General features: G+C 64.9%; 21 protein-coding genes. 3 read left to right on the top strand and 18 right to left on the bottom strand.

The window, feature by feature from the left end; translation table 11 throughout:
- Window positions 1-89: 89 nt before the first annotated feature.
- From VIR62_RS05615 to VIR62_RS05540, 16 genes are all read right to left on the bottom strand, one after another.
- Window positions 90-701: a hypothetical protein gene (locus tag VIR62_RS05615; RefSeq protein WP_431869418.1), complete on the bottom strand. Its 612-nt coding sequence runs from the start codon at window positions 699-701 to the stop codon at window positions 90-92.
- Window positions 702-927: 226 nt separating this feature from the next.
- Complete coding sequence (locus VIR62_RS05610; RefSeq protein WP_431869416.1) at window positions 928-1,176, bottom strand: hypothetical protein; 249 nt, start codon at window positions 1,174-1,176, stop codon at window positions 928-930.
- A gap of 8 nt (window positions 1,177-1,184) precedes the next feature.
- A complete protein-coding gene (locus VIR62_RS05605) occupies window positions 1,185-2,717 on the bottom strand; it encodes an acyl-CoA carboxylase subunit beta (protein WP_431869414.1) in 1,533 nt (510 codons plus the stop codon).
- Window positions 2,718-2,878: 161 nt separating this feature from the next.
- Complete coding sequence (locus VIR62_RS05600; protein ID WP_431869412.1) at window positions 2,879-3,508, bottom strand: LysE family translocator; 630 nt, start codon at window positions 3,506-3,508, stop codon at window positions 2,879-2,881.
- Between the two features lie 153 nt (window positions 3,509-3,661).
- Window positions 3,662-4,966 (bottom strand): PQQ-dependent sugar dehydrogenase, encoded by a 1,305-nt coding sequence (locus VIR62_RS05595; protein ID WP_431869410.1) that lies wholly within the window; start codon window positions 4,964-4,966, stop codon window positions 3,662-3,664.
- A gap of 10 nt (window positions 4,967-4,976) precedes the next feature.
- A complete protein-coding gene (locus VIR62_RS05590; RefSeq protein WP_431869408.1) occupies window positions 4,977-5,867 on the bottom strand; it encodes a hemolysin family protein in 891 nt (296 codons plus the stop codon).
- Window position 5,868: 1 nt separating this feature from the next.
- On the bottom strand, window positions 5,869-6,390 hold the full coding sequence (gene ybeY / locus VIR62_RS05585; RefSeq protein ID WP_431869406.1) for an rRNA maturation RNase YbeY: 522 nt from the start codon (window positions 6,388-6,390) through the stop codon (window positions 5,869-5,871).
- A gap of 106 nt (window positions 6,391-6,496) precedes the next feature.
- Window positions 6,497-7,492 (bottom strand): PhoH family protein, encoded by a 996-nt coding sequence (locus VIR62_RS05580; protein WP_431869404.1) that lies wholly within the window; start codon window positions 7,490-7,492, stop codon window positions 6,497-6,499.
- Window positions 7,492-8,835 (bottom strand): tRNA (N6-isopentenyl adenosine(37)-C2)-methylthiotransferase MiaB, encoded by a 1,344-nt coding sequence (miaB, locus tag VIR62_RS05575; protein ID WP_431869433.1) that lies wholly within the window; start codon window positions 8,833-8,835, stop codon window positions 7,492-7,494. The genes VIR62_RS05580 and miaB overlap by 1 nt, the downstream gene beginning before the upstream one ends.
- Entirely contained in the window at window positions 8,820-9,569 is a 750-nt protein-coding gene (locus VIR62_RS05570) for a lysophospholipid acyltransferase family protein (protein WP_431869403.1), read from the bottom strand. Before VIR62_RS05570 ends, miaB begins: the two co-directional genes overlap by 16 nt.
- Window positions 9,570-9,578: 9 nt before the next feature.
- The gene (locus VIR62_RS05565) at window positions 9,579-10,001 is read right to left on the bottom strand and encodes a Fur family transcriptional regulator (protein WP_431869401.1); all 423 of its coding nucleotides are present in this window, start codon (window positions 9,999-10,001) and stop codon (window positions 9,579-9,581) included.
- Between the two features lie 72 nt (window positions 10,002-10,073).
- Window positions 10,074-10,472 carry a MucR family transcriptional regulator gene (locus tag VIR62_RS05560; RefSeq protein ID WP_431869399.1) on the bottom strand — a complete coding sequence of 133 codons (399 nt, stop codon included), beginning with the start codon at window positions 10,470-10,472 and terminating at the stop codon, window positions 10,074-10,076.
- Window positions 10,473-10,610: 138 nt separating this feature from the next.
- Complete coding sequence (rimI, locus tag VIR62_RS05555) at window positions 10,611-11,084, bottom strand: ribosomal protein S18-alanine N-acetyltransferase (RefSeq protein ID WP_431869397.1); 474 nt, start codon at window positions 11,082-11,084, stop codon at window positions 10,611-10,613.
- A complete protein-coding gene (tsaB, locus tag VIR62_RS05550; protein ID WP_431869395.1) occupies window positions 11,081-11,680 on the bottom strand; it encodes a tRNA (adenosine(37)-N6)-threonylcarbamoyltransferase complex dimerization subunit type 1 TsaB in 600 nt (199 codons plus the stop codon). The genes rimI and tsaB overlap by 4 nt, the downstream gene beginning before the upstream one ends.
- Before the next feature lie 6 nt (window positions 11,681-11,686).
- The gene (locus tag VIR62_RS05545; RefSeq protein ID WP_431869394.1) at window positions 11,687-12,259 is read right to left on the bottom strand and encodes a NifU family protein; all 573 of its coding nucleotides are present in this window, start codon (window positions 12,257-12,259) and stop codon (window positions 11,687-11,689) included.
- A 36-nt stretch (window positions 12,260-12,295) separates the two neighbouring features.
- Window positions 12,296-12,748, bottom strand: coding sequence for a YdeI/OmpD-associated family protein (locus VIR62_RS05540; protein ID WP_431869392.1), 453 nt, complete (start codon window positions 12,746-12,748; stop codon window positions 12,296-12,298).
- 303 nt (window positions 12,749-13,051) lie between these two features.
- On the opposite strand from VIR62_RS05540, the gene VIR62_RS05535 reads away from it, so the two are divergent.
- Genes VIR62_RS05535 through VIR62_RS05525 form a run of 3 tightly spaced genes read left to right on the top strand, consistent with a single transcriptional unit; the run spans window position 13,052 to window position 17,270 of the window.
- Window positions 13,052-14,938 (top strand): TonB-dependent receptor plug domain-containing protein, encoded by a 1,887-nt coding sequence (locus VIR62_RS05535; RefSeq protein WP_431869390.1) that lies wholly within the window; start codon window positions 13,052-13,054, stop codon window positions 14,936-14,938.
- Window positions 14,938-15,498, top strand: a complete 561-nt coding sequence (locus VIR62_RS05530) for a YfiR family protein (RefSeq protein ID WP_431869388.1) — start codon at window positions 14,938-14,940, stop codon at window positions 15,496-15,498. Before VIR62_RS05535 ends, VIR62_RS05530 begins: the two co-directional genes overlap by 1 nt.
- Entirely contained in the window at window positions 15,495-17,270 is a 1,776-nt protein-coding gene (locus tag VIR62_RS05525) for an ATP-binding protein (protein WP_431869386.1), read from the top strand. Before VIR62_RS05530 ends, VIR62_RS05525 begins: the two co-directional genes overlap by 4 nt.
- A gap of 69 nt (window positions 17,271-17,339) precedes the next feature.
- Here VIR62_RS05525 and VIR62_RS05520 read toward each other — a convergent pair whose 3' ends face one another.
- Both VIR62_RS05520 and rarD read right to left on the bottom strand, forming a co-directional pair.
- Window positions 17,340-17,561, bottom strand: coding sequence for a hypothetical protein (locus VIR62_RS05520; RefSeq protein ID WP_431869385.1), 222 nt, complete (start codon window positions 17,559-17,561; stop codon window positions 17,340-17,342).
- Between the two features lie 7 nt (window positions 17,562-17,568).
- Window positions 17,569-18,516 carry an EamA family transporter RarD gene (gene rarD / locus VIR62_RS05515; protein WP_431869383.1) on the bottom strand — a complete coding sequence of 316 codons (948 nt, stop codon included), beginning with the start codon at window positions 18,514-18,516 and terminating at the stop codon, window positions 17,569-17,571.
- Window positions 18,517-18,648 lie beyond the last annotated feature (132 nt).

Here is an 18,648-nt window from a genome sequence, read left to right as displayed (position 1 = left end):
GGACTTGATCCGGGGTTCATCTTCACTTGTCTGACTCCCAGAAACAAAGGTGGATGCCGGATCAAGTCCGGCATGACGATGAGAGCGGCCTAGCATTGCGGCATCCTCGTCTCGCCGCCGCGAAGCTGGAATGTGTCGCCGCGGCGGACCCAGGTTTCGGTGAAGGCGCGCGATCCCGAATAGGTCACGTCAAACGAAACGCCCTTGTTTATGTTGACGATCTCGCCGTCGATCTCGGCGCCATTGTTGGCGCCGAAGCCGCTCTGGTTGGAATAGATTGTGCGGATAAGGCCGGACTGGACCGGCCGCTCCGGGCGCAGCTCGGTCAAAGTCACGCCACCCGAGGTGCAGCCCTGCGCCGTATAGCCACCTTCCTCGACGACGGCGGGATATTCGGCGAACTCGCCCGACAGGCTCCAGTCGGACGGCGGCTCGCCATAGCCCGAACCCTGGACCAGAGCCGGCCAGGTCCCGGTGACGCGAAAGCCCTCTTCCGCCGGCTCCAGATAATGGATCGCCAGCGCCCCCGTGCAGGCGTGACACTTGTCCAGATTCTCTCCGGGGCTGAGCAGCACCGCCCGGTCCCCGATCCAGACGAGCCTCCCCGGTGAATAGCGCAGCCGTTCACCTTCGACTTCGACGACGGGGCTCCCCTCCCCTCCAAACGCCGTCGCGAAGGCGAGCGCACGCTGCTCGGACACGGGGAGCGCCCGAACGGCGTGTTGCGTGGAAGCGATATTTCCATCCGAAGGCTCGTTCGAAGAGATGACTTGGTTCGCGCTCTCATCGGACGTCGGGTTGCATCCCGCCACGAGCATGACGGCGCCGATGCTGACGAGCAGCGGCCACCGAGCGCACAACTTCACGGCGTCACCTCGGTGGCCAGGGTGGCGACCCCGACATGGTTCAGGCGACCGAGCTTCATCACTATTCCTCACATTGTTCGATATCGGGATCGATGCTGCACATTCCGTCTGTCACGAGCATCGTAAGAGACATCGCACCAACCAGCATGAGGATCGTCGCAACCACTGCGGCCAACTTTCCAACCATTCTGTCCTGCGACTCTGGACGCGCACGCAGCGCAGTCTGCCATACCCAGATAATCGTAGGCAGCGAAACCAAGGCGATTATGCAGTAGAACGCGACGAGCGCGAAGAGGGCTATATCCTTCATCATGCTAGCTAAAGCGGAATGTTGTCATGCTTTTTCCAAGGGTTCTCGAGCTGCTTGTCGCGCAGCTTCCGTAGGCCCAGCGCTATCCGGCGTCGCGTGGAGTGCGGCATGATGACCTCGTCGATGAAGCCTTTGCTCGCCGCCACGAACGGGTTGGCGAACTGCGCTTCATATTCGGCGGTGCGGGCGGCGATCTTTTCGGGGTCGCCTATGTCCTTTCGGAAGATGATCTCGACCGCGCCCTTGGCGCCCATCACGGCGATCTCGGCCGAGGGCCAGGCGTAGTTCAGATCGCCGCGGAGGTGTTTGCTCGCCATGACGTCGTAGGCGCCGCCATAGGCCTTGCGGGTGATGACGGTGATCTTGGGCACGGTCGCCTCGGCATAAGCGAAGAGCAATTTGGCGCCGTTCTTGATGATGCCATTATGCTCCTGCGCGACGCCGGGAAGGAAGCCGGGGACGTCGACGAAGGTGATGATCGGAATATCGAAGGCGTCGCAGAAGCGGACGAAGCGCGCCGCCTTTTTCGAGCTGGCGATGTCGAGCACGCCGGCGAGCACCATCGGCTGGTTGGCGACGATGCCGATCGTGCGGCCCTCGATCCGGCCGAAGCCGCAGATGATGTTGGCGGCGTGGGCGGGCTGGACCTCGAAGAAATCGCCCTCGTCGACCGTCTTCCGGATCAGCTCGTGCATATCGTAGGGCTTGTTCGAGCTGTCCGGGATCAGGGTGTCGAGGCTGTCCTCATGCCGGTCCCACGGATCGGTCGTCGGCCGCGTCGGCAGGTCGTGGCGGTTGGAGAGCGGCAGGAAATCGAAGAAGTCGCGGGTGGCTAGCAGAGCCTCGATATCGTTCTCGAAGGCGACGTCGGCGACGCCCGACTTGGTGGTGTGGGTGACGGCGCCGCCCAGTTCGTCCTGCGTGACGACCTCGTTGGTGACGGTCTTCACCACGTCCGGGCCGGTCACGAACATGTAGGACGAATCCTTCACCATGAAAATGAAGTCGGTCATCGCCGGCGAATAGACCGCGCCGCCCGCGCAGGGGCCCATGATGAGGCTCAACTGCGGGATGACGCCCGAGGCCAGGACGTTCCTCTGGAACACCTCGGCATAGCCGCCGAGACTGGCGACGCCCTCCTGGATGCGCGCGCCGCCGCTGTCGTTGAGGCCGATGACGGGCGCGCCGACCTTCATCGCCATGTCCATCACCTTGCAGATCTTCTGCGCGTGCCGCTCGGAGAGCGAGCCGCCGAAGACGGTGAAGTCCTGCGCGAAGACATAGACGAGGCGGCCGTTGATGGTGCCGGAGCCGGTGACGACGCCGTCGCCGGGGAATTTCTGGCTCTCCATGCCGAAGTCGGCGCAATTATGCTCGACGAACATGTCATACTCTTCGAACGAGCCTTCATCGAGCAGCACCTGCAGCCGCTCCCGCGCCGTCAGCCTGCCCTTGGCATGCTGCGCCGCGATGCGCTTCTCGCCCCCACCCAACCGCGCCTCGGCGCGCCTTGCTTCCAATTCGTCAATCGTCGTGGCCATGGAGAGCGGTCTTAGTAGGCCCAATGGAGTGAGGCAATAAAGCCTCCCTTCCTCTGCGCCTCTGCGTCTTTGCGTCTCTGCGCGTAATCCTGCCTTTTTTTCGCGCAGAGGCGCAGAGACGCGGAGAAGAAAAAGGAGGATGCCCGCTTCGCGGGCGGATTTCAGACGGTGCGCTTCACCAGTGAAAGGGCGCTGCCGACGATCACCAGCGCCGCGCCCGAGATGCGCTCGCGCCAGACGGCGAGGGGGCCCGTCGCCATGAGCCGCCCGCCACGTGCCGCCACTCCGGCGTAGGTGGAGAGGACGATGATGTCGACGGTGATGCCGGTCCCGGCGAGGAGCGCGAACTGGACCGCGACATTGTCGGCGCGGAAGTTGACGAACTGCGGGAACATGGCGCCCCAGAACAGGATCGACTTGGGGTTGGCGAGCTGATTGAGGAGCCCCTGCATGAAGGGGTGGCGCCACACCGGAACCCGTTCTGTTTCCTGAGGCAGCGCAGCCGCCCTGGCGTTCCTGATCGTGCGAAGCCCCAGATAGATGAGATAGCCGGCGCCGGCATATTTCAGAACCGAGAACGCCGTCTCCGACGCCATCAGCACCGCGCCGAGGCCCGCCGCCGAGATGACGAAATAGATAAGGTTGCCGAGCTGCGTGCCGAGCACGACGCCGAAGCCCGCCGGAAAGCCCCGCGCGATCGCCTGGCCCGAGGTCAGCAGGACGGCCGGCCCGGGCGTGACGGCGAAAAGGAAGCAGATCGCCACATAAGCGAGCCAGAGTTCAAGCGGCATGGCGGGTCTCTTTCACCATTTCGTCATGCCGGACTTGATCCGGCATCCACCTTCTTTCCGGGTCAACGACGGAACAAGGTGGACCCCGGATCAAGTCCGGGTGACGGGTTCAGCGCTCTAGCGAAAATCACTGTCGGGCGCTCGGTGAGATATTCACCCGGCCGGACTCACCCGCCAGACGACATTGCCGACATCGTCGGCGACGAGCAGCGCGCCGTCGCGGGCGATCGTCACGCCGACCGGCCGTCCCATCGCCGCGTCACCTTCGCGGAAGCCGGTGAGAACGTCGACCGGCATCCCCGACGGCTGGCCCCCGGCGAAGGGCACGAAGATGACCTTGTAGCCGCTCGGCGGATTGCGGTTCCAGGAACCGTGCTGGCCGACGAAGGCGCCGCTAGCGAAGGAGGGTCCGAGCCGCGCGCCGTCGGCGAAGGTGAGACCCAGCGAACCGGTGTGCGGGCCGAGCGCGTACGCCGGCTGGATTGCCCGGGCAACCATGTCCGGCCGCGCCGGCTCGACCCGTTCGTCGACATGGCGGCCCCAATAGCTCCACGGCCACCCATAGAAACCGCCGGGCCGCACGTTGGTCATGTAATCGGGCGGCAGGTCGCCGCCGATCTCGTCGCGCTCATTGACCGCGGCCCAGAGTTCGCCACTGGCCGGATTCCAGTCAATTCCGACCGGATTGCGGAGGCCCGAGGCGAAGACGCGGCTGGTGCCGGTGGCCGGGTCGATTTCCAGGATGGCGGCGCGGTTCACCTCCTCGTCCATGCCGTGATCGGCGATGTTGCTGTTGGAGCCGACGCCGACATAGAGGCGCGAGCCGTCCCGATTGGCGACGAGGCTCTTGGTCCAGTGGTGGTTGCGGCCGGCGGGAAGGCCCGCGATCTTGCGCGGCGCCGTGTCGATCCGCGTCGCGCCCGGCGTGTAGGGAAAAGCCACCACCGCGTCGGCATTGGCGACGTAGAGCGTGCTGCCCACCAGCGCCATGCCGAAGGGTGAATAGAGGTCGGTGATGAAGGGCGTCTTCACCTCGGCCATGCCGTCGCCATTGGCGTCGCGGAGCAAAGTGATGCGATTGGCGCTCGGCACGCCGGCGCCGGCCTTCTTCATGAACATCTTCATGAACCAACCCTTGATCCCGCCTTCCTTGCCCTCGGGCGGCGGCGGTTTGTTGGTTTCGGCGACGAGTACGTCGCCATTGGGTAGGACATAGAGCCAGCGCGGATGTTCGAGGCCGGAGGCGAAGGCGTTGACGCGAAGGCCCCGCATCGGCGTCGGCGCGGCGCCGGCCGGCCAGCCGGTCGCCTCGGCGACGTTGACGGTCGGGAACAGGGTCGAGGTCGGTTCGGGAAGGACCGGGTTGGGCCCATAGCCTTCGATCGCCGCGTGTTTCGCCGTCTCGCCGCAGCCGAAGACGAGCAGGGAAAAGGCGATCACCACAGCGGGGCGTCTCATCACGAACCTCCTATTTGACCGGCACAGTCTCCTCTGGAGCGTGGAGCCGCAGGCGGTTGACCCGCCGGGCGTCGCTGTCCGTCACCTCAAGTCGCCAGCCGCTCGGATGTTCCACGATCTCGCCCTGCTGCGGCACGCGGCCGGCGAGCAGGAAGGCGAGGCCGCCCAGGGTGTCGACATCCTCCTCGACATAGCCGAGCCGCGCGTCGATCGTCTCGGCGACTTCGTCGAGTTCGGCGCGGGCGTCGGCGTCCCAGATGCCGTCCTCCACCGGGATCAGCATGCCGGTGGGTTCCTCGTCATGCTCGTCCTCGATCTCGCCGACGATCTCCTCGACCACATCTTCAATAGTGACGATACCCTCGGTGCCCCCAAACTCATCCACCACGATGGCGAGGTGCACGCGGCCCGCACGCATCCGGGCGAGAAGATCGAGCACACCCATCGATTCCGGAACGAAGAGCGGCGAGCGGATCAGCGGCCGAATGTCCTCCGGCGTGTCGCCAGCCATTTGGCGCGTGAAAACGTCCTTCACATGGACCATTCCGATCACTCGATCGAGGCTCTCCTCAAAGACGGGCAGGCGGCTGTGGCCGGCATCGGCAAAGGCGGCAACCAGACCGGCGAAGTCGATCGTGCTCGGCACCGCGATGATGTCACCGCGCGGCACCGCGATGTCGCCGGCCGTGCTTTCGCCGAAATGAAGAAGGTTGCGGAGCATCTGCCGCTCGACCGGCGACAGGTCGCCGACGCGGGGGACCTCGCCCTCGTGGTTCTCGATCGCTTCCTCGATCTGATCGCGGAGCGACGTCTCGCCCTCTTCGCCGAAAAGGAGGGTCCTGAGACCGCTCCAGAAACTTCGCCCATTCTCCTGGGCGTCGCTACTGCTGTCGTCGGGCATTTTAGTGGGCTTCAACCTCCGTTACCGCATAAGGATCGGAGATACCGATAGCCGAAAGCGCCTCGCGTTCCACTCTTTCCATTTCATCGGCGTCTTCGTCGCTGGTTTCATGGTCATAGCCGAGCAGGTGGAGCGTGCCATGAACCACGAGATGGGACGCATGGGTTTCGGTGGAAACACCCTTCTCTGCCGCTTCCGACGCGCAGATGCCATGAGCAAGCACGACGTCGCCGAGCAGCACATCGCCGCCATCGGCTGCGGCGATGGAATCGAGAAGCTCCGGCTCCATCATCGGGAAGGAGAGGACGTTGGTCGCCTTGTCCTTGCCCCGATAGGCGGCATTCAGCGCCTTCACTTCATCGTCATCGGTGAACTTGACCGAAACCTCGATGGCAAGGTCGCTATTGTTGAGCGAGGCATGGCTGCTGCAAGCCACGGCCGAAAGCACCGCGCGCTCGGCAAGCTCTTCCCAGTCGATACGACTGTCCCATTCCCCGCCGGCATCGGCTTCGACCAGGATCATGATGGTTTCACCGTCACCTCGGCGCAGGCCGGGGTCCCCGCGAGACCCGCCGAGACTTCTTGTCCTGAGATCCCGGCCTTCGCCGGGATGACGGGGGAGGGGCGGCTCACTGGGCCGGCCCTTCATAGGCTTCGACGATCTTGCCGACGAGCGGGTGGCGGACGACGTCGCCCGGACCGAAGCGGACGATGGCGAGCTTGGGAATGCCTTCGAGCTTCGACACCGCGTCGGCGAGGCCGGACTTGCCATGCTCGGGGAGGTCGACCTGCTTGGGATCGCCGCAAATGACCATGCGGCTGCGCATGCCGAAGCGGGTCAGGAACATCTTCATCTGCTGCGGAGTCGTGTTCTGCGCCTCGTCGAGGATGATGAAGGCGTCGTTCAAGGTGCGGCCGCGCATGAACGCGATCGGCGCGATCTCGATCTCGCCCGAGGTGATGCGACGTTCCACCTGCTCCATCGGCAGCATGTCGTAGAGCGCGTCGTAGAGAGGGCGGAGATAGGGATCGACCTTCTCCTTCATGTCGCCGGGGAGGAAGCCCAGCCGCTCTCCTGCCTCGACCGCCGGGCGTGACAGGATGAGACGATCGACTGAGCCGCCGATCAGCTGCTGCACCGCCTGCGCCACGGCGAGATAGGTTTTGCCGGTGCCGGCGGGCCCCAGCGCGAAGATCATCTCGTCCCGCGCCAGCGCCTCCATGTAGACGGCCTGGGTCTTTGAGCGCGGCACGATCGTCTTCTTGCGCGTGCGGATCATCACCTTGGGCGGTTCCGCGACGTCGTTGGAGATGATCCCATCGAGCGTCGGCTGGCCGGACATGGCGATCACCGCCTCGACGGCGCCGGCATCGATGTCCTGTCCCTGATCAAGCCGATTGTAGAGGCCGGTCAGCACATCGCGGGCGCGGGCAGCCGCTTCAGGCTCGCCCTCAATCTGCACGTGGCTGCCACGCGCCGCTATATAGACGCCGAGACGATCTTCGATCGCCACTAGGTTTCGGTCGAACTCGCCGAACAGCGGGCCGAGCAGATGCGGTTCCTGAAACTCTATCTCGAGCTTCGCCCTGGGGGCAATCGGTTCCGCAGCTTTCTTCTGCGCCATCAGGCCGCATTCCTTATCGCTTGAGCTCCGGCCAGGCTGTTGGGCCCGGCCGACAAAATTTCCACCTCGATGAGATCCCCGATTGTGGCGTCGCTTTCCAGATGGACCGATTGCAGCCATGGCGACTTGCCGATCAACTGGCCCTGTTTCTTGCCTTGCCTCTCCAGCAGCACCGAGGTTCGTCTGCCGACGGTGGCGCGATTGAAGGTGAGCTGTTGCTCATTGAGCAGAGCCTGGAGCCGTTGCAGTCTTTCGTCCATGACCTCGGAAGGCACCTGCCCCTCCATATCGGCGGCGGGAGTGCCCGGCCGCGCGGAATATTTGAACGAGTAAGCCTGCGCGTAGTTCACCTCGGTCACGATTTTCAGCGTGTCTTCGAACTCTTCGTCGGTTTCGCCGGGGAAGCCGACAATGAAGTCGCCGGAGATCGCGATGTCCGGCCGCGCCTCGCGCACCCGTTCAATAATGGCGAGATAGCTGGCCGTCGTGTGGCTGCGATTCATCGCCTTCAGGACGCGGTCATTGCCCGACTGAACCGGCAGGTGGAGGAAGGGCATCAGCTTCTCGACCTCGCCGTGGGCGCGGATCAGGCCTTCGGTCATGTCGTTCGGGTGGCTCGTCGTATAGCGAATACGTTCCAGCCCCGGCAGCCTGTCGAGCGCGCGGGCGAGCCCGTCCAGACCCTGAATCTCGCCATTGTCGGCCCCGCCGGACCAGGCGTTCACATTCTGGCCGAGCAGCGTGATCTCCCGGGCGCCGCGGTCGACCAGCGCCTTGGCTTCGTCGAGAATCATCCCCCAGCTTCGCGAGACCTCGGCGCCGCGCGTATAGGGCACGACACAGTAGGTGCAGAATTTGTCGCAGCCTTCCTGCACGGTGAGGAAGGCCGTGGGTCCTTGCTTGCGACGCGCGGGCAGCGCACCGAACTTGGATTCCACGGGCATGTCGGTGTCGAGCGCGCGCTTGCCGGCCTTCGCTTTCGCCACCAGCTCCGGCAGCCGGTGATAGGCCTGCGGGCCGACGACGATGTCGACGCTGGGCGCGCGACGGGGGATCTCGGCGCCTTCGGCCTGGGCGACGCAACCGGCGACGGCGATCATCGGCCGCGACCCGTCGTCACGCTTGAGGCGGCCGATGTCCGAATAGACCTTCTCCGCCGCCTTCTCGCGGATGTGGCAGGTGTTGAGCACGACGAGATCGGCCTCCACACCCTCCGCGGCGGCGGACATGCCTTCGGTCTCCAGCAGCTCGGCCATGCGGGCGCCGTCATAGACGTTCATCTGGCAGCCGAAGGATTTGACGTGGAAGGTCTTGGGATCTCGGTCGTTCATCGCGCGGCATATAGTGCGTTGCGCTCCCCGGCGGAAGCGCCGAGCGCCTGAACGATCTCGGCGCGCGCCGCTTCGGCCAGCGCCTTGCGATCCGGCATGTCGTGCGGATCGACCGGTTCGAGAAAATGGAGGGTCACCGGGAGCGATCCCTTGCGCGAGAATATACGCCCCGCGTTCGCCTTGGCAGGCTCGTAGCCGACCCAGGCGATCTCCTCGGCGGCGGCGCCATAGTCGATCGCGATCGGCTGGACCATGAGGCCCGGAAGCGGCGGCATCACCGAGGCGAGCAGGCTGGCTCGAAAGGGAAGTACCTCATGCCCGCCCGCCGTGGTGCCTTCAGGGAACAGCGCTACCGGCTGGCCGGTGGCCAGCGCCTTGCGCAGCGCGTCCGCCTGGCCCTGCACCGCGCGGCGGTCGGTTCGCGCCACGAAGATCGTGTTGTTGAGGCTCGCCAGCCACCCAATGACCGGCCAGCGCGCCACCTCGCCTTTGGAAACGAAAGCCGCCCCGGTCGCGCCGGCCACCGCCATGATGTCGAGCCAGCTCAGATGGTTGGAAACGAACAGCACGTGACGCGCCAGCGGATCTCCGGTCACCCGAACCCTCAGTCCGGCGCAGCGCCCCACCCAGGCCAGGAAGCGCCGGGGCCAGGGAGACGATCGCCCCGCCAGCCGCCAGGCGTAATGAAAGGGAAGCAAGGCAAGCAGGCCCGCGACGAGGGCGGCCAGTCGCAGCGTCAGGCGCATGATGGCCGCTTATTTCTCGCGATCGAGCGTGACGCCGTAAAGCTCCATGCGGTGGTCGACCAGGCGGAAGCCGAGCTTCTCGGCGATCCGGCGCTGCAGCGCTTCCAGCTCCTCGTCGACGAATTCGATGACATTGCCGGTCTCGACATCGATCAGGTGATCGTGATGGGTTTCGGCAGCCGCTTCATAGCGGGCGCGGCCGTCGCCGAAATCATGGCGCTCCAGGATTCCCGCTTCCTCGAACAGGCGAACGGTGCGGTAGACGGTGGCGATCGATATGCCGGCATCGATCGCCGAGGCACGCTCATGCAGCTTCTCGACGTCGGGATGATCTTCGGATTCCGAAAGCACGCGGGCAATGACCCGCCGCTGCTCGGTTATCCGAAGGCCTTTTTCCGCGCAGAGCGCTTCGATGTCGATCCTACGTGTCATACCCGTGGCTTTAGCCAAAATGGCGGCCGGGTCAAAGCGGTGGGGAGGGCGTGGCCGTCCCCGCGCGCCGGCTTACTTCTTCGTGCGACGCTTGGTGCCAAGGCCGATCTTCTTGGCCAGGGCGCGGCGCTGCTCGGCGTAATTGGGGGCGACCATCGGATAGTCGGCATTGAGACCCCACTTCTGGCGATATTCGTCCGGGGTCATATTGTAATGCGTCATCAGGTGGCGCTTCAGCATCTTGAGCTTTTTGCCGTCTTCGAGGCAGACGATGTAATCGGGCTTTACCGATGAGCGGACCGAGACGGCGGGCTCCTGCTTGACTTCGGGCTCCTCCTCGCGAGTGCCAAGGATCAAGAGCGCACCGTGCACATTCTGGATAAGGGTCGGAAGATCGTTCACGGCCACGCTGTTGTTGCTGACATGCGCCGATACGATGTCGGCGGTCAACGTGATCAGAGTTTCGTTCATGTTATCGGTGTTTTCCATGGTGAGCCTGTCAAGCCTCCGAAAAGATGTGGAACGGGGTTTGCTGGTCCTTAAGCGGGCAAATCGCGCCTTCCGTCGTCATTTACAAGCGAAATTCGAGGCATTGTACGAAATTGCGGATTATACCGTGACACGTCTCGCCAGCGTAAGCGCATCGTAGACCTGTCCATCGCGTCCGCTATAATAATGTTTACGTCGTCCGACTTCGACGAATCCTGACCTGGAGTATAGCTTAACGGCATGATTTCCTTCGCGGACCTCGAGGTGCAGCCTTTCAGCACCCCGGCTCACGGCGATGGATATGAAACGATCGAGAAGCAGGTGCCCTATGCCGCGCCGCTGCCCGCCTCTTCTTACTGCGAGCAGAAGCAACTCCGCTTCGTCGGACACGACTCGGGCAAGCGAGAATCCGACAACGTCCTGCCCCTCCCGCGCCAGGCTCAGCCACACCCCCGGCATCGGCATCAGTCCGGCGCATTGGGGTGCGGTCCACGCCTCGCCGTAGGAAGGGTCGAAACTGTCGTCCATGACGCTCATCACCGCATCGAGGTCGAGGATCCCGCCCTCGGCGACGGTGATCTCTCCTGGAATCATTGCATCGGCTTGGCGTCGGGCGCGCGGCCGTAGATAGGGCGCGGAGGAAGATCGCGGAGCGATGCCGGCAGCAACCGGGCGTCGGCCGCGCGGGGGAGGGCGTCGAACGCCTTTCCGAAGCCGCGTATCGTCACCAGTGCTTCGGCCCCCGACCCATACACATGAGGCGCCGCCAGAACCGCGGCGGCTTCAGCCGGCGGCAGGGAGCGAAGCGGGTCGCGTGGCTCAAGCGGGTCATGGCCATAGCTTTGGACGAAAAGCTGCCCATGTCCGCCCTCCAGCGCAACCGCTATTTCGCCGCCGCCCGCGGTCGCCGCGATCAGCGCCAGCGACGAATATCCGGCGAGGGGAATTCCCCAGCCAATCGCCAGTCCGTGCGCTGCGGCCAGCCCCACGCGCACGCCGGTAAAGCTGCCCGGCCCGCAATCAACGAGAATGCCACGCGGGCGGCGTCCGCCCAGCATTTCCTCGATCATCGGGATGAGCCGCTCGGCGTGGCCGCGACCGACCACCTCGTGCCGCTCGCCCACCAACCGTTCGCCATCGATCAGCGCGACCGAGCAGGCCGCCGTCGCGCTCTCGATCACCAGCAGCATGAATGGCTAGACCGCTTCGACGGCTTCGACCTCGGGCACATAATGTTTGAGCAGGCTCTCGATCCCCTGCTTGAGCGTCATCGTCGACGAGGGGCAGCCCGAGCAGGCGCCGTGCAGGGCGAGATAGACGGTGCCTTTCTGAAAGCCGCGATAGACGATGTCGCCGCCATCCTGGGCGACCGCCGGGCGAACGCGCGTCTCGATCAGCTCCTTGATTTGGGAGACAATGTCGGCGTCCTCGGGATTTTCCGTGATCGTCTCGGCCGGCGCGATATTGATGCCGCCCGCGCTGCCCGGCTTGAATAGCGGTGCACCGCTGGAGAAGTGGTCGAGCAATACGCTCAGCACCTGTGGTTTCAATTCGCGCCATTCGACGCTCGGCGCCGCCGTGACCGAGATGAAGTCGCGCCCGAAGAACACGCCCTCGACATCCCCGGTCGAGAAGATCGCCTCGGCCAGCGGCGAGGCTTCGGCCTCTTCGGGGGTCGCGAAATCGCGCGTGCCGCCCGTCATCACGGTCTCACCGGGCAGGAATTTCAGCGTCGCCGGATTGGGCGTTGGTTCGGTCTGGATCAGCATAGCATCTATGTGGTCCCCGGCGCGGTTCCGATCAAGTCAGCAGGTCTCATATTTCCAGTGGCGCTTCTTGCCCTCCGCCAACCACTTGACCGCCTGCGCGATCCGCTTCTCGCGGGTCTCCACGTGCCTGGCTTCGGTGATCCATTCGAGATAATCGCGCTGGGCGCCGAGCGGCAACCCGTCGAAGGTCGCGGCCGCCTTCGGGTCCGCATCCAGCGCACCGCGCAGATCGTCGGGCATGGCGATGTCCGGCTTCGGATGCTTGGTGCGCGCCGGTTTCACACCCTTGTCGGTGAGGTCCATCGCTTTGTGGATGAGGGTTTGGAGCGTCTTCTCGTCGGGCAGATCAGCCACCGAAGTCAGTCGCCCGAACTGCCCCATGGCGTCCATCACCAGGCTGCCCTTCCAAAAGCCAAAGGTGGCGTGGCCCTTGAAAGCCGCCATCATGGCCAGCTGCTCGCCCTTGTACATGAAGCGGGCGCGCTCCATTTGAGCGTTTCCTGGCATGCGGGGCAGGCGCCATGGACCGCCCTTCGAAGATGTTGAAGAATAGGGCGGGCGAAGTCGGCCTGCCGCGCGATATAGGCGTCGATGCGTTCATCATGGGACATGGATTCCTCCCATTTGCGACAGCGATCATCGGATTCTCTTCATCTTCGCGCAAGTATTCTCGCCTCTTCTGCTGCGCCGGAAATCATGCCGCCTGGGCAACGAAACTCCGCATTTCGGGTTGTCTATTGACGAAAGGCATGGCTGCATGGTGTGGGCGTTGCCGGACCTTGGGGGATTTTGATGAAATTACTGGTGCTTAGCGGTCGACGGGCGGCGCGGGCGCTCCTTTTCGTCGGTGCCGCGGCCGTCTCTGCTCCGTCGGGCGCCCAGACGCTGGCCCAGTTGCAGGATCTCTCGATCGAGGAGCTTGCCCGGATCCAGGTTACCACCGTTTCGCGCCGGAGCGAGCCGCTGAGCGAGGCTCCCGCCGCGATCTACGTCATCGGCAACGAGGATATCGTTCGGTCCTCCGCGACGTCCCTGCCCGAAGTGCTGAGGCTCGCGCCCAATCTCCAGCTCCAGCAGATCGATTCGCGGCAATATGCGATCAGCGCGCGCGGCTTCAACGGCTACCAGACCGCCAACAAGATGCTGGCGCTGATCGACGGCCGCAGCATCTACACACCGCTTTTCTCCGCCATTTTCTGGGAACTGCACTCGCCTGTTCTCGAAGATATCCAGCAGATCGAGGTGGTGAGCGGGCCGGGCGGCACGCTCTATGGGCCCAATGCCGTCAACGGCGTCATCAACATCACTACCAAGAGCGCCCGCGATACCTTAGGCGGGCTGGCGCGTGGCACCATCGCCGCCAACGACCGGACGGCCGCGCTTCGCTACGGCCTCCCCGTTGGGGACGGGGCCTTGCGTGTCTATGGCAATTACTTCGAGCGCGGCGACCAGCCCGCCGAAGCAGGGCTCGCCATCGACGATGGTGCTGAGGGCTACCAGGCTGGTTTCCGCATGGACTTGGGCTCGGATGCGAGCGCCTTCACCCTGCAGGGCGACCTCTTCGACACGGACAGCGAAATTTTCGCCGACAACGGCGAGAACGGCCACAATATCTTGGCGCGATGGATCAGGCAACTGGGCGGCGAATCCTCGCTCCAGCTTCAGGCTTATTATGATGATTTCGAGCGGGAGTTCCCGCTCGTCCGGGATGCGCTCGAAACGTTCGACGTGCAGGGCCAGTATAGTGGTTCGGCCGGTCGACACCGCTTCGTCGTCGGCGGCGGCGTCCGCACCACGCGTGATGAGTTCGTCAACGACCTGAATCCGTTCGTTCTCGTCCCCGAACGCAAGCGCCTGTGGGTCATGAACATTTTCGCCCAGGATGAGATGCAGCTCGGCGACGATCTGGCGTTGACGGCTGGTGTGAAGCTCGAACGATCCTCATTTTCGGGCCTGGAGATCCTGCCCAACCTGCGCGTCGTCTGGCAGCCGAACGAGCGGACCCTCTTCTGGTCGGCTGTTTCGCGCGCGGTCCGCACGCCTTCTCGGATAGATCGCCAACTCCAGGCGCTGCCGGTCTTGGCGCCCGCCACGGACTTTGAATCCGAAACGCTGACGGCGATCGAGGCCGGCTACCGGGGCCAGCCCGCCGACAGCACCAATCTCTCGGTTTCGGTCTTCTACAATATCTATGGTGACCTTCGGACGACCGAGTTCGCACCGGGCGGCATGTTGCCGATCCGGCTCGCCAACAGCCTCAAGGGTCACACCTACGGCATCGAGGCCTGGGCGACGCAGCAGGTCGCGCCCTGGTGGCGGCTGAATCTCGGCCTTGCGACCGTGGCGAAGGATTTCGAGGTCAAGCAGGGGCATGTCGACCTCACCGATGGCGAATCGGCAGGGAACGATCCCGATTTTCGGTTTCTCGCGCGTTCGCAGATGGACCTTCGCGACGATGTCCAGCTCGATATCGGCTTCCGCGCGGTCGACGATCTCGAGCGGCCGGAGGTGGGCGGTTATGTCGAGGCGGACGCTCGCCTCGGGTGGCGGATCAGTGAAGCCCTCGAGCTCTACGTGGTCGGCCGTCATTTGCTCCACGCCTCCCACAAGCAAAGTGGTGAGCCTCGGGCCCAGCTGATCGAGCGCAGCGTACACGCCGGGACACGTTTCCTTTTCTGATGCCGCCGCGCCGCGCCTCCTCCGCCCGAAAGGCCGCGCGCCGCCTGGCGGCGCCGCTGCTACTACTTGCGCTGGCTCAGCCGGGAGGGGCCCAGCCGCTCGCAACCGCCGTGAAGGCGGCCTTCCTTCCCAAGTTCGCCCGTTATGTCGATTGGCCGCCCCAGGCTCGCCCGGCCGCGGGGGAGGCGCTCCAGCTCTGCATCATCGGCAGCGATCCGTTCGGCAAGGTCATCGACGCCGCCGCGGCGGGCCAGCGAATCGGCGACAACCCGATCACCGTGCGGAGATTGGCTACCGCGCAATTCGCCGCCGGCTGCCACATCGCCTTCGTGCGCGGCACTGCGGGACGATCCACCTCACGGTTGCTTCAGGCCCTTCGAGGGATGCCCGTGCTCACCGTCACCGATGCGCATGACGGTTCGGCCCGAGGCATGATCCATTTCACCCTTGCCGACGGGCGGGTCGGCTTCCATGTAGATGCCGCCGCGGCCGCGCGAAGCCGCCTTTCCATCAGCTCGCGCCTCCTCGGGATCGCGCTGAGCGTGAGGCAGAAATCGTGACGCCGTTCAACCGCCTCGTCGCGCGCTGGCGCTCGGTCCCGGCCACGGCCGCGTTTCTGGCCGCGGTGCTGTTGCTCGCCGGCCTCGGCATCATCTTCCAGAGCGAACGCGCCTATCACGATCAGAAGGTGAGGGAAGCCGGCGTCCAGGCGGAAATATTGGCCGCGAGCGTCACCGCCGCCCTCGATTTCTCCGACGCCGCCGCCGCCCAGGAATCGGTCGATGCCTTGCGCGTCAACCCGCAGATCCGTGCGGCCATCGTCTATGATGGGGATGGCAGGCTGGTCGCGGGGTTCGAACGTTCGGGAAGCGCGCTCCCGCCGAGGCTTGCCGACGTGATGCCCCGGGAGGAAAGCGTGATCATGGCGACCGCGCCCGTAATCCGGGACGCCGAAGGGGTCGGCACGGTGCGCCTGTCCCTCGTCCCCGAGCCGCTTTCGCGCCGCCTCGCCCGCTATTCGCTGATCGCGCTGTTCGTCGTCATGGCCGTTCTCGTCGCCGCCGTCCTCGGCCTTGCCCACAGGGTGCTCGGCCGGGCCAATCGCGAGCTGGAGGAGCGCGCCGGCGCGCTTGCCGACGCCAACAGGGAATTGAAGGTCCAGATCGACGAGCGCGCCAAGGCCGAGGAGCAGCTTCGACAGGCCCAAAAGATGCAGGCGCTCGGCCAGCTGACCGGCGGCATCGCCCACGATTTCAACAATCTCCTGACGGTCATCCAGGGCTCGGCCGACATCCTCCAGCGCCCCAACCTCACCGAGGAGAAAAGGATCCGCTTTGCCGGCGCGATCTCCCAGACGGCCGCGCGCGCCGCCGCCCTCACCAGTCAGCTCCTGTCCTTCGCGCGGCGGCAACCGCTGAAGCCCGAAGTGCTCGATCTCAACGAGCAGGTTCTCGGCATGGCCGACCTTCTCGACCGGACGATCGGCGAACGGGTCCAGATCAGCCTCCAACTGGCCCCGACTCTCTGCGCGATCGAGGTCGATCCCACCCAGCTGGAATCGGCGGTGCTCAACATCGCCGTCAACGCGCGTGACGCCATGGCGGAGGGCGGCACTCTCACCATCCGCACGGCCGAGGCCGAGGGAAATGCCGAACGCGGCCGCGCGCTGATGCTCTCCATCTCCGATACCGGTGAGGGCATCGATCCGGAGATGCAGGCGCGGGTGTTCGAGCCCTTCTTCACGACGAAAGGCGTCGGCAAGGGCACGGGCCTCGGTCTCAGTCAGGTCTATGGCTTCGCGACCCAGTCCGGCGGCGACGTGTTCATAGAGAGCGCGGCCGGAGAGGGCACGACCATCACCATCATGCTCCCCTGCAGCGACAAGCAGGCGGCCGCTGGTGAGTCGTCGCGAAAGTCCCGGTCGGAGAACCCTGCCCTTGTCGGCCGCATCCTGGTCGTCGACGACAACGAAGACGTGGGTGCCTTCGCCGAGACCCTTCTCGGCGAGCTCGGCCATCAGGTCGTCCGCGCGACGACCGGGAAGGAAGCGCTGCGTCTTGCCGCGGAGACCCGGGTGGATGCGGTCTTCACGGATGTCGTCATGCCCGAGATGGGTGGGCTGGAGCTGGCCGAGAAGCTTCGTGAACAACGACCCGACCTGCCGGTCATCCTCACCACCGGCTTCAGCGATCGCATCGTCACCTCGGGAAGCGGCGGCCTGCCGGTCATCTACAAACCCTATCGCCTGGAAACGCTCGCCGAGGCGCTGGACAAGGCGATGCGGCCGGATGCCGAACCAGACTCGTCTGTCGATGGGCGCGCCGAAAGCTGAGGCCGAGGCGCTATTTCGTCCAGACGGCACAGGCAGTCAGCAGCAGGGCGAAGACCGCCGCGCCGCACGTCAGATGATCCCGCCGCCCATCATCAGGCGCACGATCCCGACCACGATCACGAACAGGTTGAGATTGCGGCCACTGGTCCGGTTCGACAGCATGCCGATGCCGGCACCGACCGCGGCCAGCGGGATGATCAGCCAGTTCGCCCAGCCGAGGAAGGGAATGAAGGCCGGTATCGCGAACAAGAGCGCGACGATGCCGATCAGGATCGAGATGATGTTCAGCATGGCCGCATCATGGAACGCTGCACGGCTCGACGCAAGCCGCCGCCTTCCGGGCCGCCGCCCGTGCCCGCGCCGCGGCCCTCCCGGCGCGCAGGCCATCGACCGCGAAGATGAGAAGCGCGGTCCAAATCGCGCCGAAGCAGATCGCGTGGGCGGTGGTCAGCTTTTCGCCGAACACGATCACCGCCAGCAGGAACTGGATCGACGGCGCGACATACTGAAGGAAGCCCAGGGTCGAATAGGGCAGCCGCTTCGCCGCGGCGGTGAACAGCAGCAACGGAATCGCCGTCGCCGCCCCCGCCAGCACGATCAGGGCCGTCGTCAGCGGATCGGCCGCCAGCTTTCCCTGGCCGGTCCCTTCCAGCCACAATATCCAGCCGAGCGCGACCGGCATCAGGAGGGCGGTCTCGATCGAGAGACCCTCCAGCGACTCGACCGGGGCCACCTTGCGGAAGAAGCCGTAGAGCGCGAAGCTTGCCGCGAGCGTGAGGCTGATCCACAGCGCATCGCCGGCGCCCAGCGCCAGCACCGCCACGCCGGCCGATGCGAGGCCGACCGCGAAGACCTGCGCCCCCGTCAGCCTTTCCTTCAGCAGCACGACGCCGAGCAGCACGTTGACCAGCGGATTGAGATAATAGCCGAGGCTGCCCTCCAGCACATGGCCGTTCAGCACTGCCCAGACATAGACGAGCCAGTTCGTCGCGATCAGCGCGGCGGTGAATGCTAGCGTCGCCATGACCCGGATCGAGCCGAGGCCCGCCCGGATGCCGGGCCATCGCTTCCACAGCATGACGAGCACGCCCAGGAAAATCAGGGACCAGACGATGCGATGGGCGACGATCTCGCTCGGCAGCAGGGCGGACAGCGCCTTGAAATAGAGCGGAAGCACGCCCCACAGAAGATAGGCGCCGAGCCCCAGAAGGAGGCCGGAGCGCGTGCGAGCATGGTCTTCGGTCATGGCGCGGCCGGTAGATCAGGCCGCGGGCCGGAGCAACCCGATCCGTCTGCCAAACGATGCAGGGGAAAGGGTCTATATCCACTGGGCTTGATCGATGAACCTTTCGTCACGTTAACGAATCGTTTACCTTAT

The sequence above is a fragment of the Allosphingosinicella sp. genome (assembly GCF_036570505.1).
Classification (GTDB): Bacteria; Pseudomonadota; Alphaproteobacteria; order Sphingomonadales; family Sphingomonadaceae; genus Allosphingosinicella.
This window is presented reverse-complemented; position numbering and strand designations above follow the sequence as displayed.

Excerpts from the sequence above, each read along its gene's own strand:
- VIR62_RS05595 (WP_431869410.1), bottom strand. The coding sequence starts at position 4,966 with ATGAGACGCCCCGCTGTGGTGATCGCCTTTTCCCTGCTCGTCTTCGGC.
- VIR62_RS05560 (WP_431869399.1), bottom strand. The coding sequence starts at position 10,472 with ATGAACGAAACTCTGATCACGTTGACCGCCGACATCGTATCGGCGCAT.
- rarD (WP_431869383.1), bottom strand. The coding sequence starts at position 18,516 with ATGACCGAAGACCATGCTCGCACGCGCTCCGGCCTCCTTCTGGGGCTC.
- VIR62_RS05605 (WP_431869414.1), bottom strand. The coding sequence starts at position 2,717 with ATGGCCACGACGATTGACGAATTGGAAGCAAGGCGCGCCGAGGCGCGG.
- VIR62_RS05540 (WP_431869392.1), bottom strand. The coding sequence starts at position 12,748 with ATGGAGCGCGCCCGCTTCATGTACAAGGGCGAGCAGCTGGCCATGATG.
- VIR62_RS05600 (WP_431869412.1), bottom strand. The coding sequence starts at position 3,508 with ATGCCGCTTGAACTCTGGCTCGCTTATGTGGCGATCTGCTTCCTTTTC.
- VIR62_RS05545 (WP_431869394.1), bottom strand. The coding sequence starts at position 12,259 with ATGCTGATCCAGACCGAACCAACGCCCAATCCGGCGACGCTGAAATTC.
- VIR62_RS05535 (WP_431869390.1), top strand. The coding sequence starts at position 13,052 with ATGAAATTACTGGTGCTTAGCGGTCGACGGGCGGCGCGGGCGCTCCTT.
- VIR62_RS05580 (WP_431869404.1), bottom strand. The coding sequence starts at position 7,492 with ATGGCGCAGAAGAAAGCTGCGGAACCGATTGCCCCCAGGGCGAAGCTC.
- VIR62_RS05590 (WP_431869408.1), bottom strand. The coding sequence starts at position 5,867 with ATGCCCGACGACAGCAGTAGCGACGCCCAGGAGAATGGGCGAAGTTTC.
- VIR62_RS05520 (WP_431869385.1), bottom strand. The coding sequence starts at position 17,561 with ATGCTGAACATCATCTCGATCCTGATCGGCATCGTCGCGCTCTTGTTC.
- ybeY (WP_431869406.1), bottom strand. The coding sequence starts at position 6,390 with ATGATCCTGGTCGAAGCCGATGCCGGCGGGGAATGGGACAGTCGTATC.
- VIR62_RS05565 (WP_431869401.1), bottom strand. The coding sequence starts at position 10,001 with ATGACACGTAGGATCGACATCGAAGCGCTCTGCGCGGAAAAAGGCCTT.
- VIR62_RS05530 (WP_431869388.1), top strand. The coding sequence starts at position 14,938 with ATGCCGCCGCGCCGCGCCTCCTCCGCCCGAAAGGCCGCGCGCCGCCTG.
- VIR62_RS05570 (WP_431869403.1), bottom strand. The coding sequence starts at position 9,569 with ATGCGCCTGACGCTGCGACTGGCCGCCCTCGTCGCGGGCCTGCTTGCC.
- tsaB (WP_431869395.1), bottom strand. The coding sequence starts at position 11,680 with ATGCTGCTGGTGATCGAGAGCGCGACGGCGGCCTGCTCGGTCGCGCTG.
- VIR62_RS05610 (WP_431869416.1), bottom strand. The coding sequence starts at position 1,176 with ATGAAGGATATAGCCCTCTTCGCGCTCGTCGCGTTCTACTGCATAATC.
- rimI (WP_431869397.1), bottom strand. The coding sequence starts at position 11,084 with ATGATTCCAGGAGAGATCACCGTCGCCGAGGGCGGGATCCTCGACCTC.